Annotated in this window: 15 protein-coding genes; 11 read left to right on the forward strand and 4 right to left on the reverse strand. The window is 51.9% G+C overall.

Annotated elements, in window-relative coordinates:
• The first annotated feature begins 232 nt into the window (after nucleotides 1-232).
• The 6 genes from aspS to ruvB all read left to right on the forward strand — a co-directional run bounded on the left by aspS (nucleotide 233) and on the right by ruvB (nucleotide 5489).
• Entirely contained in the window at nucleotides 233-2005 is a 1773-nt protein-coding gene (gene aspS / locus NNO03_RS17170) for an aspartate--tRNA ligase (protein ID WP_271441788.1), read from the forward strand.
• Between the two features lies 1 nt (nucleotide 2006).
• Entirely contained in the window at nucleotides 2007-2450 is a 444-nt protein-coding gene (gene nudB / locus NNO03_RS17175; protein WP_271450085.1) for a dihydroneopterin triphosphate diphosphatase, read from the forward strand.
• Between the two features lie 28 nt (nucleotides 2451-2478).
• Complete coding sequence (locus tag NNO03_RS17180) at nucleotides 2479-3222, forward strand: YebC/PmpR family DNA-binding transcriptional regulator (RefSeq protein ID WP_003833836.1); 744 nt, start codon at nucleotides 2479-2481, stop codon at nucleotides 3220-3222.
• A 34-nt stretch (nucleotides 3223-3256) separates the two neighbouring features.
• Nucleotides 3257-3778 (forward strand): crossover junction endodeoxyribonuclease RuvC, encoded by a 522-nt coding sequence (ruvC, locus tag NNO03_RS17185; protein ID WP_003034867.1) that lies wholly within the window; start codon nucleotides 3257-3259, stop codon nucleotides 3776-3778.
• An 80-nt stretch (nucleotides 3779-3858) separates the two neighbouring features.
• A complete protein-coding gene (gene ruvA / locus NNO03_RS17190) occupies nucleotides 3859-4470 on the forward strand; it encodes a Holliday junction branch migration protein RuvA (protein WP_137381569.1) in 612 nt (203 codons plus the stop codon).
• Between the two features lie 8 nt (nucleotides 4471-4478).
• On the forward strand, nucleotides 4479-5489 hold the full coding sequence (ruvB, locus tag NNO03_RS17195) for a Holliday junction branch migration DNA helicase RuvB (RefSeq protein WP_271450086.1): 1011 nt from the start codon (nucleotides 4479-4481) through the stop codon (nucleotides 5487-5489).
• An 87-nt stretch (nucleotides 5490-5576) separates the two neighbouring features.
• Here ruvB and znuB read toward each other — a convergent pair whose 3' ends face one another.
• Both znuB and znuC read right to left on the reverse strand, forming a co-directional pair.
• A complete protein-coding gene (gene znuB / locus NNO03_RS17200) occupies nucleotides 5577-6362 on the reverse strand; it encodes a zinc ABC transporter permease subunit ZnuB (RefSeq protein ID WP_137381571.1) in 786 nt (261 codons plus the stop codon).
• On the reverse strand, nucleotides 6359-7114 hold the full coding sequence (znuC, locus tag NNO03_RS17205; RefSeq protein ID WP_271450087.1) for a zinc ABC transporter ATP-binding protein ZnuC: 756 nt from the start codon (nucleotides 7112-7114) through the stop codon (nucleotides 6359-6361). The genes znuB and znuC overlap by 4 nt, the downstream gene beginning before the upstream one ends.
• A 78-nt stretch (nucleotides 7115-7192) precedes the next feature.
• On the opposite strand from znuC, the gene znuA reads away from it, so the two are divergent.
• The 3 genes from znuA (at nucleotide 7193) to lpxM (ending at nucleotide 10564) form a co-directional block, all read left to right on the forward strand.
• The gene (gene znuA, locus NNO03_RS17210) at nucleotides 7193-8137 is read left to right on the forward strand and encodes a zinc ABC transporter substrate-binding protein ZnuA (protein ID WP_271450088.1); all 945 of its coding nucleotides are present in this window, start codon (nucleotides 7193-7195) and stop codon (nucleotides 8135-8137) included.
• A 15-nt stretch (nucleotides 8138-8152) separates the two neighbouring features.
• The gene (gene mepM, locus NNO03_RS17215) at nucleotides 8153-9472 is read left to right on the forward strand and encodes a murein DD-endopeptidase MepM (RefSeq protein ID WP_271450089.1); all 1320 of its coding nucleotides are present in this window, start codon (nucleotides 8153-8155) and stop codon (nucleotides 9470-9472) included.
• 120 nt (nucleotides 9473-9592) lie between these two features.
• Complete coding sequence (gene lpxM, locus NNO03_RS17220; RefSeq protein ID WP_271450090.1) at nucleotides 9593-10564, forward strand: lauroyl-Kdo(2)-lipid IV(A) myristoyltransferase; 972 nt, start codon at nucleotides 9593-9595, stop codon at nucleotides 10562-10564.
• Between the two features lie 84 nt (nucleotides 10565-10648).
• Here the strand turns inward: lpxM and pyk are convergent, their stop codons facing one another.
• Nucleotides 10649-12091, reverse strand: coding sequence for a pyruvate kinase (pyk, locus tag NNO03_RS17225; protein WP_137381575.1), 1443 nt, complete (start codon nucleotides 12089-12091; stop codon nucleotides 10649-10651).
• A 119-nt stretch (nucleotides 12092-12210) separates the two neighbouring features.
• A complete protein-coding gene (locus NNO03_RS17230; protein WP_271450104.1) occupies nucleotides 12211-13080 on the reverse strand; it encodes a MurR/RpiR family transcriptional regulator in 870 nt (289 codons plus the stop codon).
• 540 nt (nucleotides 13081-13620) lie between these two features.
• Between NNO03_RS17230 and zwf the strand changes: the two genes are divergently transcribed.
• Entirely contained in the window at nucleotides 13621-15096 is a 1476-nt protein-coding gene (gene zwf, locus NNO03_RS17235) for a glucose-6-phosphate dehydrogenase (protein WP_271450091.1), read from the forward strand.
• Nucleotides 15097-15330: 234 nt separating this feature from the next.
• Nucleotides 15331-17142: a phosphogluconate dehydratase gene (gene edd / locus NNO03_RS17240; protein ID WP_271450092.1), complete on the forward strand. Its 1812-nt coding sequence runs from the start codon at nucleotides 15331-15333 to the stop codon at nucleotides 17140-17142.
• Nucleotides 17143-17158 lie beyond the last annotated feature (16 nt).

Below are 17158 nucleotides of genomic sequence, written 5' to 3' on the forward strand. Positions count from 1 at the left end.
AGGGGCGACAATTTTTGTTATTTTTTGTGAGATTACGCAATACCCGCTTAGGAAACACGCGTACAGTCAGTACCGGACTGAGAGTCTACCCCAGTAGGCTCTTATCGTGCGGCAGAATTTCCAGTATAATAGCCGCCTTTTTTCATTCAGTTGTGACATTCAGCTAAAGCTGCGACTTCGTCATCTGCCGGGCAGGTGACAATCCGCCTGCGGCAAAGTTAAGGGATATCTCATGCGTACAGAATATTGCGGACAGCTACGTCTGTCCCACGAGGGGCAGCAGGTGACTCTGTGTGGTTGGGTCAACCGTCGTCGTGATCTTGGTAGCCTGATCTTTATCGATATGCGCGACCGCGAAGGTATCGTGCAGGTATTTTTCGATCCGGACCGTGCGGACGCGTTAAAGCTGGCCTCCGAACTGCGTAATGAGTTCTGCATTCAGGTAACGGGCACCGTGCGTGCGCGTGACGCGAAAAACGTCAACGCCGATATGGCGACGGGCGAAATTGAAGTGCTGGCATCCGATCTGGTCATTATCAACCGTTCAGATTCACTGCCGCTCGACTCTAACCACGTAAATACTGAAGAAGCTCGTCTGAAGTATCGCTATCTCGATCTGCGTCGCCCTGAAATGGCGCAGCGTCTGAAAACGCGTGCCAAAATTACCAGCCTGGTGCGTCGTTTCATGGACGACCATGGCTTCCTCGACATCGAAACGCCGATGCTGACCAAAGCGACGCCAGAAGGCGCGCGTGACTACCTGGTACCGTCTCGCGTACATAAAGGTAAATTCTACGCACTGCCACAGTCTCCTCAGTTGTTCAAACAACTGCTGATGATGTCTGGCTTCGACCGTTACTACCAGATCGTAAAATGCTTCCGTGATGAAGATTTACGTGCTGACCGCCAGCCTGAATTTACTCAGATCGATGTTGAGACCTCCTTCATGACCGCACCGCAGGTGCGTGAAGTGATGGAAGCGCTGGTGCGTAATCTGTGGCAGGAAGTAAAAGGTGTGGACCTGGGCGATTTCCCGATCATGACCTTTGCTGAAGCAGAGCGTCGTTACGGTTCCGATAAGCCGGATCTGCGTAACCCGATGGAGCTGGTGGACGTTGCTGATCTGCTGAAATCTGTTGAATTCGCCGTGTTCTCTGGTCCGGCTAACGATCCGAAAGGGCGTGTAGCGGCTCTGCGCGTACCTGGCGGCGCCGCACTTAGCCGTAAGCAGATCGACGATTACGGTAACTTCATTAAGATCTACGGTGCGAAAGGTTTGGCATACATTAAAGTCACCGAGCGTGCAAAAGGTCTGGAAGGGATAACCAGCCCGGTGGCCAAGTTCCTGAATGCTGAAATCATTGAAGCTATTCTGGAACGTACTGGCGCACAAGACGGCGATATGATCTTCTTCGGTGCCGACAACAAGAAAGTGGTTGCCGACGCGATGGGGGCTCTGCGCCTGAAACTGGGTAAAGATCTGAACCTGACCGACGAATCCAAATGGGCGCCGTTGTGGGTTATCGACTTCCCAATGTTTGAAGACGATGGTGAAGGCGGTCTGACCGCGATGCACCATCCGTTCACCTCACCGAAAGACATGACGGCGGCTGAGCTGAAAGCTGCGCCGGAAGATGCGGTTGCCAATGCGTACGATATGGTTATCAACGGCTACGAAGTAGGCGGTGGTTCTGTACGTATCCATAACGGTGATATGCAGCAGACCGTATTCGGTATTCTGGGTATCAACGAACAAGAGCAGCGTGAGAAATTTGGCTTCCTGCTGGATGCATTAAAATACGGTACACCGCCGCACGCGGGCCTGGCGTTTGGTCTGGATCGTCTGACCATGCTGTTGACCGGTACTGATAACATCCGTGACGTTATTGCTTTCCCGAAAACGACAGCTGCCGCATGTCTGATGACCGAAGCGCCTAGCTTTGCCAACGAAGCTGCGCTGGCGGAACTGAGCATTCAGGTTGTTAAGAAGGCCGAGAATAACTGATATGGCATATAAACAGCCTGTCTCGGTGTTAGTCGTGATTTATGCAAAGGACACCGGGAGAGTGCTGATGTTACAGCGACGCGACGATCCTGATTTTTGGCAGTCGGTCACCGGCAGCCTTGAAGAAGGTGAAACCGCGTCGCAAGCCGCCCTGCGCGAAGTAAAGGAAGAGGTCGCCATTGATGTTGCGCGTGAGCAACTGACCTTAATTGACTGCCAGCGCACGGTGGAGTTTGAGATTTTTAGTCATTTACGTCATCGCTATGCGCCAGGAATTGTACGTAATACGGAGTCCTGGTTTTGCCTGGCTCTGCCCACTGAACGAAAGATCGTGTTCACCGAACATTTGACCTACCGTTGGGTTAATGCGCACGAGGCTGCACAGTTAACCAAGTCGTGGAGTAACCGGCAGGCGATTGAAGAGTTTGTAATTAACGTCGCCTGAGAAGGCGCGCTTTTTGGAGAGATTATTTATGGCAGGTCATAGTAAATGGGCCAACACCAGACATCGTAAAGCAGCGCAGGATGCTAAGCGCGGTAAGATCTTCACCAAAATCATTCGTGAGCTGGTAACGGCGGCTAAATTGGGTGGTGGCGATCCAGATGCTAACCCGCGTCTGCGTGCAGCGGTTGATAAAGCGCTGGCAAACAACATGACCCGTGACACCCTGAACCGTGCAATCGCGCGCGGCGTGGGCGGTGATGAAGATTCCAACATGGAAACCATCATCTATGAAGGTTACGGTCCTGGTGGTACAGCCGTGATGATTGAATGTCTGTCTGACAACCGTAACCGTACCGTTGCGGAAGTGCGCCACGCATTCACTAAAACAGGCGGCAACCTCGGTACTGACGGTTCCGTTGCATACCTGTTCAGCAAGAAAGGCGTGATCTCCTTTGAGCAAGGCGACGAAGACGCCATCATGGAAGCGGCACTGGAAGCCGGTGCTGAAGATGTTGTAACCTTCGACGACGGCGCGATTGACGTTTACACCGCGTGGGAAGAGATGGGGAAAGTTCGTGATGCGCTGGAAGCGGCAGGTCTGAAAGCGGACGCGGCTGAAGTTTCTATGATCCCATCCACCAAAGCGGATATGGATGCAGAAACAGCGCCGAAACTGATGCGTCTGATCGATATGCTGGAAGATTGCGATGACGTGCAGGAAGTTTACCACAACGGCGAAATCTCCGATGAGGTTGCAGCTACGTTAGAATGATGTGGTTAAGCCATAAAATAACAGGAGATGCGTGATGTCTATTATTCTCGGCATTGATCCGGGGTCGCGCATTACCGGTTATGGCGTAATCCGTCAGGTCGGCAGACAGTTGACCTACCTCGGCAGTGGTTGTATTCGCACCAAAGTTGACGATCTCCCGTCACGCCTGAAATTGATATACGCGGGTGTGACGGAAATCATCACCCAGTTCCAGCCGGATTATTTTGCCATCGAGCAGGTCTTTATGGCGAAAAACGCCGATTCGGCGCTGAAACTGGGACAGGCGCGCGGCGTAGCGATTGTTGCTGCGACCAATCAGGATCTTCCGGTGTTTGAGTATGCTGCCCGACAGGTTAAACAGACCGTCGTCGGTATCGGCAGCGCGGAAAAAAGCCAGGTACAGCACATGGTGCGTACGCTTCTCAAACTCCCGGCTAACCCTCAGGCGGATGCTGCGGATGCGCTGGCGATTGCCATTACTCACTGCCATGTCAGCCAGAACGCCATGCAAATGAGTGAGTCGAGGTTAAATTTAGCGCGCGGCAGGTTACGTTAGTGACAAATGAGGCTGGATATCTATCCAGCCTTTTTTTATGATAGCGCATTACCTTTTAGCCCTTAACGCAGGAGCGTCATGTGATAGGCAGACTCAGAGGCATCATTCTTGAAAAACAACCCCCACTGGTCCTTCTGGAAACGGGCGGGGTAGGCTATGAAGTGCATATGCCGATGACCTGTTTCTACGAGCTGCCGGAAGCCGGGCAGGAAGCGATCATCTTCACGCATTTTGTGGTGCGCGAAGACGCACAACTGCTGTATGGCTTTAACAATAAGCAAGAACGCACGCTGTTTAAAGAGCTAATTAAAACCAACGGCGTGGGGCCGAAGCTGGCGCTGGCGATCCTCTCCGGCATGTCTGCGCAGCAGTTCGTGAATGCTGTTGAGCGCGAAGAGCTTGGTGCGTTAGTGAAATTACCGGGTATCGGTAAGAAAACGGCGGAGCGTTTGATTGTCGAAATGAAAGACCGCTTTAAAGGACTGCATGGCGATCTCTTTACACCGGCTGCCGATCTGGTGCTGACATCACCTGCCGGTCCGGTAAGTGATGACGCCGAGCAGGAAGCGGTTGCTGCGCTGGTAGCGTTAGGCTATAAACCACAAGAAGCCAGCCGCATGGTAAGCAAAATTGCTCGCCCTGATGCCAGCAGTGAAACCCTGATTCGCGAAGCCCTTCGCGCGGCATTGTGAGGTAAAGGATGATTGAAGCAGATCGCCTGATTTCGGCTGCCAGCACTACTCCTGAAGACCTGGTGGATCGTGCGATCCGCCCCAGGTTGCTGGAAGAGTATATCGGCCAGCCTCAGGTACGTTCGCAGATGGAAATTTTTATCCAGGCGGCGAAGCTGCGCGGTGATGCCCTCGATCACCTGCTGATTTTTGGACCTCCGGGTCTGGGTAAAACCACGCTTGCCAATATTGTTGCCAATGAAATGGGCGTCAATCTGCGCACTACGTCCGGCCCGGTACTGGAAAAAGCAGGCGATCTGGCGGCTATGCTCACCAACCTTGAACCCCATGATGTGCTGTTTATTGATGAAATCCATCGCTTGTCACCGGTAGTGGAAGAGGTGTTGTATCCGGCAATGGAAGACTATCAGCTGGATATCATGATTGGCGAAGGCCCGGCAGCACGTTCAATTAAAATCGATCTGCCGCCGTTTACCCTGATTGGTGCCACAACGCGTGCGGGTTCGTTAACGTCTCCACTGCGTGATCGCTTTGGCATTGTGCAGCGCCTGGAGTTCTATCAGGTCGCTGATCTTCAGCACATTGTTGGACGCAGTGCCCGCTTTATGGGGCTGGAGATGAGTGACGAAGGGGCGCTTGAAGTAGCGCGCCGGGCACGCGGTACGCCGCGTATTGCCAACCGTTTACTGCGTCGTGTGCGTGATTTCGCCGAAGTGAAGCATGACGGCACCATCTCGGCGGATATCGCGGCCCAGGCACTGGATATGCTCAATGTCGATGCTGAAGGCTTCGATTATATGGACCGCAAGCTGTTGCTGGCGGTGATCGATAAATTCTTTGGTGGTCCGGTCGGGTTGGATAACCTGGCGGCGGCAATCGGCGAAGAACGTGAAACCATTGAGGACGTGCTGGAACCGTATTTGATTCAGCAAGGCTTTCTACAACGTACCCCACGTGGGCGCATGGCAACGGTGCGGGCATGGAACCACTTTGGCATTACACCGCCGGAAATGCCTTAAGCCCCAATAATGCCTGATGGTGCTACGCTAATCAGGCCTGGCGATTTTGTAGGCCCGGTAAGCGCAGCGCCACCGGGCAACACATGCTCAGCTCGCTTGCTTCTTCATCATACTAAAGATAAACAGCAGCGCAGCGCAAAGCACCACGGATGGCCCCGCCGGTGTGTCATAAAACGCTGAGAAGGTCAGCCCGCCTGTAACCGCTATCATCCCTACACCTACGGCAACGCCCGCCATCTGTTCGGGTGTACGGGCGAAACGACGTGCGGTAGCCGCAGGAATGATCAGCAGTGATGTGATAATCAGTGCCCCGACGAATTTCATCGCCACACCAATAGTGAGTGCTGTGACCAGCATCAGCAATAGCTTGACACGTTGCAGCTTCACGCCATCAACAAAGGCCAGATCCGGGCTGATAGTCATCGACAGCAGGTTACGCCACTGCCAGAACAGAATAGCCAGTACAACCACGACACCAATGGCAATGGCCACCAGATCTTCTGGGGTGACGGCGAGCAGATCGCCAAACAGATAGGCCATCAGATCCACACGAATGTTCGACATCAGGCTGACAACCACCAGGCCTAATGACAGCGCGCTGTGCGCCATAATACCGAGCAGGGTATCAATCGCGAGGTGCGGGCGCTTCTCCAGCCATACCAGGCCTGCGGCCAGCAACAGGGTGACGACGATAACAGCATAAAAGGGGTTTACATCCAGCAGCAGACCAAACGCAACGCCCAGCAGTGATGCGTGCGCCAGCGTATCGCCAAAATAAGACATCCGACGCCAGACCACAAACGAGCCAAGCGGGCCAGCAGCGCAGGCCAGCATGATCCCGGCTAACCAGCCGGGTAATAATAATTCAATCATGAGTGACCATTTCCCCGGCGTAAAACAATGCGACCCTGTAAATCGTGGCGATGATTATGGTTGTGACGGTAAATTCCGAGTTGTTCAGCGCCGCGTTGCCCGAACATAGAAATGAATTCGGGGTGCATTGAAACCACCTCTGGTGTGCCGGAGCAGCAAATGTGGTGGTTCAGACACAGGACTTCGTCGGTTTTTGCCATGACCAGATGCAGGTCATGGGAGACCATCAGCACGGCGCAATCCAGTTCATGTCGCAACTGATCGATAAGATCGTACAGTGCAACCTGACCATTCACATCCACTCCCTGCGTCGGCTCATCGAGCACCAGGAGCTGTGGTTTATTAAGCAAAGCACGGGCCAGCAAGACACGCTGCGTTTCCCCGCCGGACAGTTTTTGCATCGGAGCATCCATCAGATGCCCGGCCTGAACACGCTTTAGCGCAGGGAGAATGTCGGCTTTCTTTGTGCCAGGACGTAAGCGCAAAAAGCGGCTCACCGTCAGCGGAAGTGTTGTATCGAGGTAGAGTTTTTGCGGTACATAGCCAATTCGCAAATGCCCGTTGCGCTTGATAACCCCTTCATCAGCCGCTACCAGCCCCAATACAACGCGCACCAGCGTAGACTTTCCGGCCCCATTCGGGCCAAGAAGCGTTAAAATTTTGCCGGGTCGAAGTTCAAGCGATACGTCAGAAAGGACGCGGCGTTGACCATAAGAGACCGAGACATTTTCCAGTGAAACCAAAGTCGTCATATCAATTTTAGTCTTGCAGAAGTTATAGAATGTTATAATATCACATTTCTCACATTCGTTACGATGATTGGTCGCATTATGTTACATAAAAATACGCTTCTTTTCGCAGCATTATCCGCTGCTCTTTGGGGTAGTGCAACTCAGGCAGCAAATGCCGCTGTAGTGGCGTCACTTAAGCCGTTGGGCTTTATTGCTTCAGCGATTGCTGATGGGGTTACAGACACCCAGGTTCTGCTGCCTGACGGGGCTTCCGAACACGATTATTCGCTGCGCCCTTCAGATGTAAAACGCTTACAGAACGCGGACTTAGTAGTATGGATCGGTCCGGAAATGGAGGCGTTTATGGAAAAATCAGTCAAGAATATTCCTAACGCAAAACAGGTAACGATTGCGCAGCTCAATGACGTGAAACCGTTACTCATGAAAGGCGCTGACGATGATGATGACGATCATGGGCATAAGGACGCTCACGGCGAAAAAAGTGACGAGCATCACCATCATGGTGATTACAACATGCATCTTTGGCTTTCCCCAGAGATAGCGCGGGCCTCAGCGGTTGCAATCCATGATAAATTAGTGGAACTTATGCCGCAAAGTCGAGCCAAACTTGACGCCAACCTGAAGGATTTTGAGGCACAATTAGCCGCAACCGATAAGCAGGTAGGTAACGAGCTCGCACCGCTCAAGGGGAAAGGGTATTTTGTTTTTCATGACGCCTATGGCTACTACGAAAAACACTACGGGCTAACGCCGCTTGGTCACTTTACCGTGAACCCTGAGATTCAACCTGGTGCGCAGCGTTTACATGAAATAAGAACACAGTTGGTTGAGCAAAAAGCAACCTGCGTTTTTGCTGAGCCACAGTTCAGGCCAGCGGTCGTTGAAGCCGTAGCGAGAGGGACATCCGTTCGAATGGGAACGTTGGATCCCCTCGGAACGAATATCAAACTGGGTAAAACAAGCTATTCAGCGTTTCTGAACCAATTAGCCAACCAGTATGCGAGCTGCCTGAAAGGAGATTAATGAGGAAGTGAATACGTGCAACAGATAGCCCGCTCTGTCGCTCTGGCATTTAATAATTTGCCGCGACCCCATCGTGTTATGTTGGGGTCGCTTACTGTTCTGACATTGGCCGTCGCAGTCTGGCGGCCTTATGTATACCATCCCGACTCTGCACCCATCGTTAAAACCATTGAGCTGGAAAAAAGCGAGATCCGTTCACTGTTGCCAGAGGCCAGCGAACCTATCGATCAAGCCGCTCAGGAAGATGAAGCTATCCCTCAGGACGAACTCGATGACAAGACCTCTGGCGAAGCCGGGGTTCACGAGTATGTTGTTTCTACCGGCGATACGCTGAGCAGTATTCTGAACCAGTACGGCATTGATATGGGCGATATCAGCCAGCTTGCCGCATCTGATAAAGATTTACGTAACCTAAAAATTGGCCAGCAACTTTCCTGGACACTGTCTTCGGAAGGTGATTTGCAGCGCCTGACCTGGGAAGTCTCCCGCCGTGAAACCCGTACTTATGATCGTACGGCAACGGGTTTCAAAATGAGCAGCGAAATGCAGCAGGGTGACTGGGTCAACAGCCGAATCAACGGTACGGTGGGCGGTAGTTTTGTCGCCAGTGCAAGAGATGCCGGCCTGACCAGCTCTGAAATCAGCGCGGTGATTAAAGCGATGCAATGGCAGATGGACTTTCGCAAGCTGAAGAAAGGCGATGAGTTCTCCGTTTTGATGTCTCGCGAGATGCTGGACGGTAAACGCGAACAAAGCCAACTGCTGGGTGTTCGTTTGCGCTCTGAAGGCAAAGATTATTACGCGATCCGTGCTGAAGACGGTAAATTCTATGACCGTAGCGGGACCGGGCTTGCTAAAGGGTTTATGCGTTTCCCTACGGCGAAGCAATTCCGTATTTCGTCAAACTTCAATCCACGTCGCCTGAATCCGGTAACCGGGCGTGTTGCACCGCACAAAGGTGTCGACTTTGCGATGCCGCAAGGTACGCCGGTGCTGTCAGTCGGTGATGGAGAAGTGGTAGTCGCGAAACGCAGTGGCGCGGCCGGATACTATGTTGCTGTTCGTCACGGTCGTACTTACACCACCCGTTACATGCACCTGCGTAAGCTGCTGGTTAAACCGGGGCAAAAAGTGAAACGAGGTGATCGTATTGCGCTGTCAGGTAACACTGGGCGTTCTACTGGCCCGCACCTGCACTACGAAGTATGGGTCAACCAGCAGGCTGTGAACCCGTTGACGGCAAAACTGCCGCGTACGGAAGGGCTGAGCGGCTCAGATCGTACCGAGTATCTGGCACAGGTGAAAGAGGTTCTGCCTCAGCTACGCTTCGATTAATAAATACACGGACAGAGCCGGTACGCTAAGCGTGCCGGCTTTTTTATTTTGTACGGGACACGGTGCGCCGCTACACTATCAGCAGATTTACTTTTTCGCGGCCCCCGATACTGGAAGAGCATGGAAACGAAAAAAAAGAGTATTGAGTATATCCCTGAGTTTCATAAATCATTCCGTCATCCGCGCTACTGGGGCGCCTGGCTTGGCGTAGCAGCGATCGCTGGGATTGCATTAACGCCAGCATCATTTCGCGATCCCATTCTGGCGAAACTGGGACGGCTTGCCGGACGGCTGGGGAAAAGTTCGCGTCGTAGAGCGCTTATCAATTTATCCCTCTGTTTTCCTGAGCGCAGCGAAGCCGAGCGTGAGGCCATCGTTGATGAGATGTTTGCGACTGCGCCTCAGGCGATGGTGATGATGGCAGAATTAGCCATGCGTGGCCCGGAGAAAATTCAGAACCGCGTTGACTGGCAGGGTCTGGAAATTATCGATGAGATGCGACGCAATGAGGAAAAGGTGATTTTTCTCGTCCCTCACGGCTGGGGTGTTGATATTCCGGCAATGCTGATGGCATCTCAAGGCCAGAAAATGGCAGCGATGTTCCATAACCAGGGCAATCCGGTATTTGACTATGTCTGGAATACGGTACGTCGACGTTTCGGCGGCCGTTTACATGCCCGTAACGACGGTATTAAACCTTTTATTCAGTCAGTTCGGCAGGGATACTGGGGATATTACTTACCGGATCAGGACCACGGCCCGGAGCACAGCGAGTTTGTGGATTTCTTCGCGACCTATAAAGCAACGTTACCGGCAATTGGTCGTCTGATGAAGGTTTGTCATGCGCGCGTAATACCGCTGTTCCCGGTGTACGATGGCAAAACGCATCGTCTGACGATTCAGGTACGCCCACCCATGGATGACATTCTGACGGCCGATGACCATACCATTGCCAGACGGATGAATGAAGAAGTGGAGATTTTTGTCACCCCGCATCTCGAACAATACACCTGGATTCTGAAACTGCTAAAGACCCGCAAACCCGGCGAAATCGAACCGTATAAACGCAAAGATCTTTATCCTAAGAAATAGAAAAAGCCTCTCGTTCGAGAGGCTTTTTTGTATCAGACGACCCGTCGCTGAATAGCGAGTAATATCAGGCAGTCAGCAGCGTCGTTATTCTACAGTCAGAATACGTGTGGTGTTGGTGGAACCGATGGTGCTCATGACATCACCCTGAGTCACAATCACCAGATCGCCTGACACCAGGTAACCTTTGTCGCGCAGCAGATTGACCGCTTCGTTGGCAGCCACTACACCGTCAGTTTCGCTGTCAAAGTGAACCGGCGTAACGCCACGGTACAGAGAGGTCAGATTCAGCGTACGCTCATGACGAGACATCGCGAAAATTGGCAGGCCAGAACTGATGCGGGATGTCATCAGCGCAGTACGGCCGGACTCGGTCATGGCGATGATAGCGGTAACGCCTTTCAGATGGTTCGCGGCATACATCGCTGACATAGCGATAGCTTCTTCTACATTATCAAACTGTACGTCAAGACGGTGTTTAGAAACGTTGATGCTCGGGATTTTCTCTGCACCCAGACAGACGCGAGCCATCGCTGCGACGGTTTCCGCCGGGTACTGGCCTGCGGCAGTTTCTGCAGACAGCATAACGGCATCAGTCCCATCCAGAACGGCGTTTGCCACGTCCATGACTTCCGCACGGGTCGGCATTGGGTTAGTGATCATCGACTCCATCATCTGCGTTGCGGTAATTACCGCACGGTTCAGTTGACGTGCGCGACGGATCAACGCTTTCTGAATACCGACCAGCTCCGGGTCACCGATTTCCACGCCCAGGTCACCACGCGCAACCATTACCACGTCAGAGGCAAGGATGATGTCATCCATCGCATTCTGGTCGCAGACGGCTTCAGCACGCTCTACCTTGGCAACGATTTTCGCATCGCAGCCTGCGTCGCGCGCCAGGCGGCGGGCATAATTCAGATCTTCGCCGCAGCGAGGGAAGGAGACCGCCAGATAGTCAACGCTGATTTGCGCTGCAGTAATGATGTCTGCTTTGTCTTTTTCCGTCAGCGCTTCAGCAGAAAGGCCACCGCCAAGTTTGTTGATGCCTTTATTGTTGGAGAGCGGGCCACCGACAGTGACTTCGGTGAAAACTTTCATACCCTGAACTTCCAGCACTTTGAGCTGTACGCGACCATCATCCAGCAGCAGGATATCGCCCGGCACGACGTCAGCAGGCAGACCTTTGTAATCGATGCCGACTTTTTCTTTGTCGCCTTCACCTTTACCGAGGTTGGCGTCTAACAGGAATTTGTCGCCAACATTGAGAAATACTTTGCCTTCTTTAAAGGTCGATACGCGGATTTTAGGTCCCTGCAGGTCACCCAAAATAGCTACATGACGTCCCAGTTTGGCGGCAATCTCACGGACTTTATCCGCCCGCATTTTGTGATCTTCTGGAGAGCCGTGTGAAAAGTTCATACGTACAACGTTCGCCCCAGCGGCGATAATTTTTTCAAGGTTGTTATCGCGGTCAGTTGCCGGGCCTAACGTGGTAACGATTTTGGTTCTGCGAAGCCTTCTGGACATGTAATACTCCGTTGACTGAAACAACTAGGTGTTGCGTGAACATTGATCCGGCCGTTCTCGAACATAAACGGTAAAATGAACGACCCGGATGATAAAAGGGTAGAACATTGTTATTGCTTTTAGCGGTCATCACTCTTGATGAGTAATTCTTTATCAAAACGCGATTCCTTGAGCGCTTCCTTGACACGCTTCAAGTTATCTCTAAATTTTGCCCCACGGCGCAAAGTAAATCCCGTAGCCAGCACATCTATCACGGTAAGTTGAGCAAGTCGAGAGACCATGGGCATATAAATGTCAGTATCTTCCGGTACATCGAGGGTAATTGCCAGCGTTGCTTCACGTGCCAGCGGAGTACCAGGAGATGTCAGGGCAATCACCATGGCATCGTTTTCTCTTGCCAGTTGTGCCAGTTCCACCAGACTTTTGGTTCTTCCGGTGTGTGAAATGAGCACAATGACATCATCATCACTACAATTCATACAGCTCATGCGTTGCAGAACGATGTCGTCGGAATAGATAACCGGAACGTTAAAACGGAAAAATTTATTCATGGCGTCATGCGCCACCGCAGCGGAGGAACCTAGCCCAAAAAAGGCTATTTTCTTCGCCTGAGTGAGCAAATCAACCGCACGATTTACCGCCACGTTATCCAGAGACTGACGAACATGGTCAAGGCTTGCCATTGCAGACTCGAAGATTTTCCCCGTGTAGGATTCAACGCTGTCATCCTCATCCACATTGCGATTAACATATGGGGTACCATTTGCCAGACTTTGCGCCAGATGCAGTTTAAAATCAGGAAAGCCACGCGTATCCATGCTGCGACAGAAACGGTTAACGGTCGGTTCGCTGACATTGGCTTCCAGCGCCAGCGCAGCAATGCTCGAATGGATTGCCTGGTCTGGTGAGGTAAGAATAACGTCAGCAACTTTACGTTCTGACTTGCTCAAATGTTCCAGTTTGAACTGGATTTTTTCCAGCATATTCATGATGTAGGTGGACTCATGGGTCATGGGCAAAAGCGATTTCAGCAATATGGGGAAATCGGGGCATAATTTTGTTATACACGGCATACTTCGAGCCGCAGGGGCGTTGGCTATGTTAACTCACCTGAATCACTTACTTGAGTAAGCTCATCGGGAGGGAATGAGGGACATCCTTCAGCAGGGAAAATTCGTTCCTGACGAGTTTGTCACACTCTTGCCGCTGTCCTGCAACGCGAATTATTTTGTGTATAGATACTACCCCTGGGAGCGAAGGAACGGGGCAAAATGGAGAGAATAGTTGTTGTTTTTTTTCATTACATGATCGAAGTCTGGTTTTCATACTTCTTCATGGGTACGAAAAAAAACGACTTTTTTATCCATTTTGAGCCTAACTGGCGTCTCTTTAGCCGCTGTTTTCGGTAACAGCACGGCTGGATAAGCGTTTACGGTTCACGGAATCACGTAAAAGCAGTACAGTGCATTGTAAGAAAATTACAACCAGTGTCTGGCAAAAGCACCAGGCACTCAATTGAGGAGAATGACATGGCGGTAACGCAAACAGCCCAGGCATGTGACCTGGTCATTTTCGGCGCGAAGGGCGACCTGGCGCGACGGAAATTGCTGCCTTCCCTGTATCAACTGGAAAAGGCCGGTCAGATTAACCCGGATACCCGTATCATTGGGGTAGGGCGTGCTGATTGGGACAAAGCTGCCTATACCAAGGTTGTACGCGAAGCGCTCGAAACTTTCATGAAAGAAAAAATTGATGAAAGTTTATGGGAAACCCTCAGCGGCCGTCTGGATTTTTGTAACCTGGACGTCAATGACACCGCCGCATTCAGCCGTCTGGGCGAGATGTTGGATCAAAAATCACGTACCACGATTAACTATTTCGCAATGCCGCCAAGCACCTTTGGCGCAATCTGCAAAGGTTTGGGTGAAGCAAAACTTAATGCTAAACCTGCGCGTGTCGTGATGGAAAAACCGCTGGGTACTTCGCTCACGACATCCCGTGAAATCAACGACCAGGTGGGTGAGTATTTCGAAGAATGCCAGGTTTACCGCATCGACCACTATCTTGGTAAAGAGACGGTTCTGAACCTGCTGGCGCTGCGTTTCGCTAACTCCTTGTTTGTAAATAACTGGGATAATCGCACTATCGACCACGTAGAAATTACGGTGGCGGAAGAAGTGGGTATTGAAGGACGCTGGGGCTATTTTGACCAGGCAGGTCAAATGCGGGATATGATCCAGAACCACCTGCTGCAGATCCTCTGCATGATCGCAATGTCTCCTCCGGCTGATCTGAGCGCCGACAGCATTCGCGATGAGAAAGTCAAGGTACTGAAATCGCTGCGTCGCATCGATCGCTCGAACGTGCGTGAAAAAACGGTTCGCGGTCAGTACACCACCGGTTTTGCCCAGGGTAAAAAGGTACCGGGTTACCTGGAAGAAGAGGGCGCGAATAAGAGCAGCAACACGGAAACGTTTGTGGCGATCCGCGTCGATATCGATAACTGGCGCTGGACGGGTGTACCGTTCTACCTGCGTACCGGTAAACGTTTACCAACCAAGTGCTCTGAAGTGGTGGTTTACTTCAAAACACCTGAGCTGAATCTGTTTAAAGAATCCTGGCAGGACCTGCCGCAGAACAAGCTGACTATTCGTTTGCAGCCTGATGAAGGGGTTGATATCCAGGTACTGAACAAAGTGCCGGGTCTGGACCACAAACATAATCTGCAAATCACTAAGCTGGATCTGAGCTACTCAGAAACCTTCAACCAAACGCACCTGGCCGACGCCTATGAGCGCCTGCTGTTGGAAACCATGCGCGGTATTCAGGCTCTGTTTGTGCGTCGCGATGAGGTCGAAGAAGCCTGGAAGTGGGTGGATTCAATTACCGAAGCCTGGGCGATGGATAACGAGTCGCCGAAGCCTTATCAGGCAGGAACCTGGGGACCGGTTGCGTCTGTGGCCATGATCACCCGTGACGGCCGTTCCTGGAACGAATTCGAGTAAAAGATCATCTAGCCATTAGGTGTTATTTTACCGGTAACATGATCTAACACAGATTGTAGAATAATTTTTGCACTTTTAAACCTCGCGTGGATTCACCCGCGAGGTTTTTTTTATTACACTGCCTGAAACGATTTTGCCCCTGAGCTACGGATAACAAGCGATTCAGCAATATTTAGTGATGCTGAGTAACACTGTTTACCCAACCGCTCTGACAGATAAATTTTAGGAGCCTCTATGAATCCGAATTTGTTACGCGTAACACAACATATCGTCGAACGTTCCCGGGACACGCGTTCCGCCTACCTCGCTCGAATCGAACAGGCTAAAACGACTACCGTATATCGTTCACAACTGGCATGCGGTAATCTGGCGCATGGTTTTGCCGCCTGTCAGCCGGAGGATAAAGCCTCGCTAAAAAGCATGTTGCGTAACAATATCGCGATCATTACCTCCTATAACGACATGCTTTCCGCGCACCAACCGTATGAACACTATCCGGCCATCATTCGTAAAGCACTACATGAAGCCAATGCAGTGGGCCAGGTTGCTGGTGGCGTACCTGCGATGTGCGACGGGGTGACCCAGGGTCAGGACGGCATGGAGCTTTCTCTGTTAAGTCGTGAAGTCATTGCGATGTCGGCGGCCGTGGGGCTCTCACACAATATGTTCGATGGTGCGCTGTTCCTTGGCGTATGTGACAAGATTGTCCCGGGCCTGGTCATGGCGGCGCTTTCCTTCGGTCATCTGCCTTCAATCTTCATCCCTTCAGGCCCGATGGCGAGTGGTCTGGCGAACAAAGAGAAAGTGCGTATTCGTCAGCTGTATGCCGAAGGCAAAGTAGATCGTATGGCACTGCTCGAATCCGAGGCTGCGTCTTATCATGCACCGGGTACCTGTACGTTTTACGGCACCGCTAACACCAACCAGATGGTCGTGGAGTTTATGGGCATGCAGTTGCCAGGCTCCTCTTTTGTGCACCCGGATGCACCACTGCGTGAAGCATTGACCGCAGCGGCGGCCCGTCAGGTAACACGTCTGACCGGGAACGGTAACGAGTGGATGCCGATCGGTAAAATGATCGATGAAAAAGTGGTAGTGAACGGTATTGTCGCACTGCTGGCGACCGGCGGTTCAACCAACCATACGATGCACCTTGTGGCTATGGCGCGTGCAGCCGGTATTCTGATTAACTGGGATGACTTCTCCGATCTGTCCGATATCGTGCCGCTGATGGCGCGTTTGTACCCGAATGGCCCAGCAGACATTAACCATTTCCAAGCAGCGGGTGGTGTGCCGGTGTTAATGCGAGAGCTGCTTAACGCGGGTCTGTTACATGAAGATGTGAATACCGTGGCCGGATTCGGTTTATCGCGTTATACCCTGGAGCCGTGGCTGAATAACGGTGAACTGGACTGGCGCGAAGGCGCGGAAAAATCGCTGGACAGCAATGTGATTGCTACCTTTAACCAGCCATTCTCCCATCATGGCGGCACTAAAGTACTGAGTGGCAATCTGGGGCGTGCAGTGATGAAAACCTCAGCTGTTCCAGTTGAAAATCAAGTGATTGAAGCGCCTGCCGTGGTCTTCGAAAGTCAACATGATGTGTTACCGGCATTTGATGCGGGTCTGCTTGACCGGGATTGTGTGGTTGTTGTGCGCCATCAGGGACCAAAAGCGAACGGAATGCCAGAATTACATAAACTCATGCCGCCACTTGGTGTATTATTGGACCGTTGTTTCAAAATTGCGTTAGTTACTGATGGACGACTTTCAGGTGCTTCAGGTAAAGTGCCTTCAGCAATCCATGTAACCCCAGAAGCCTACGATGGCGGGCTGCTGGCGAAAGTGCGTGATGGCGACATCATTCGTGTGAATGGACAGACAGGTGAATTGACGCTGCTGGTTGATGAAGAGGAACTTGCCTCTCGTCAGCCTCACATTCCTGACCTTAGCGCTTCGCGCGTGGGTACCGGGCGTGAAATGTTCAGCGCGTTGCGTGAAAAGCTGTCCGGTGCGGAGCAGGGCGCAACCTGTATCACTTTTTAAGACTTAATTTGTAATC

This window comes from Citrobacter sp. Igbk 16, assembly GCF_028069755.1.
GTDB lineage: Bacteria > Pseudomonadota > Gammaproteobacteria > Enterobacterales > Enterobacteriaceae > Citrobacter.

Coding starts and splice junctions, on each gene's coding strand:
- aspS (WP_271441788.1), top strand. CDS start 233: ATGCGTACAGAATATTGCGGACAGCTACGTCTGTCCCACGAGGGGCAG.
- nudB (WP_271450085.1), top strand. CDS start 2,007: ATGGCATATAAACAGCCTGTCTCGGTGTTAGTCGTGATTTATGCAAAG.
- NNO03_RS17180 (WP_003833836.1), top strand. CDS start 2,479: ATGGCAGGTCATAGTAAATGGGCCAACACCAGACATCGTAAAGCAGCG.
- ruvC (WP_003034867.1), top strand. CDS start 3,257: ATGTCTATTATTCTCGGCATTGATCCGGGGTCGCGCATTACCGGTTAT.
- ruvB (WP_271450086.1), top strand. CDS start 4,479: ATGATTGAAGCAGATCGCCTGATTTCGGCTGCCAGCACTACTCCTGAA.
- znuB (WP_137381571.1), bottom strand. CDS start 6,362: ATGATTGAATTATTATTACCCGGCTGGTTAGCCGGGATCATGCTGGCC.
- znuC (WP_271450087.1), bottom strand. CDS start 7,114: ATGACGACTTTGGTTTCACTGGAAAATGTCTCGGTCTCTTATGGTCAA.
- znuA (WP_271450088.1), top strand. CDS start 7,193: ATGTTACATAAAAATACGCTTCTTTTCGCAGCATTATCCGCTGCTCTT.
- lpxM (WP_271450090.1), top strand. CDS start 9,593: ATGGAAACGAAAAAAAAGAGTATTGAGTATATCCCTGAGTTTCATAAA.
- pyk (WP_137381575.1), bottom strand. CDS start 12,091: ATGTCCAGAAGGCTTCGCAGAACCAAAATCGTTACCACGTTAGGCCCG.
- NNO03_RS17230 (WP_271450104.1), bottom strand. CDS start 13,080: ATGAATATGCTGGAAAAAATCCAGTTCAAACTGGAACATTTGAGCAAG.
- zwf (WP_271450091.1), top strand. CDS start 13,621: ATGGCGGTAACGCAAACAGCCCAGGCATGTGACCTGGTCATTTTCGGC.
- edd (WP_271450092.1), top strand. CDS start 15,331: ATGAATCCGAATTTGTTACGCGTAACACAACATATCGTCGAACGTTCC.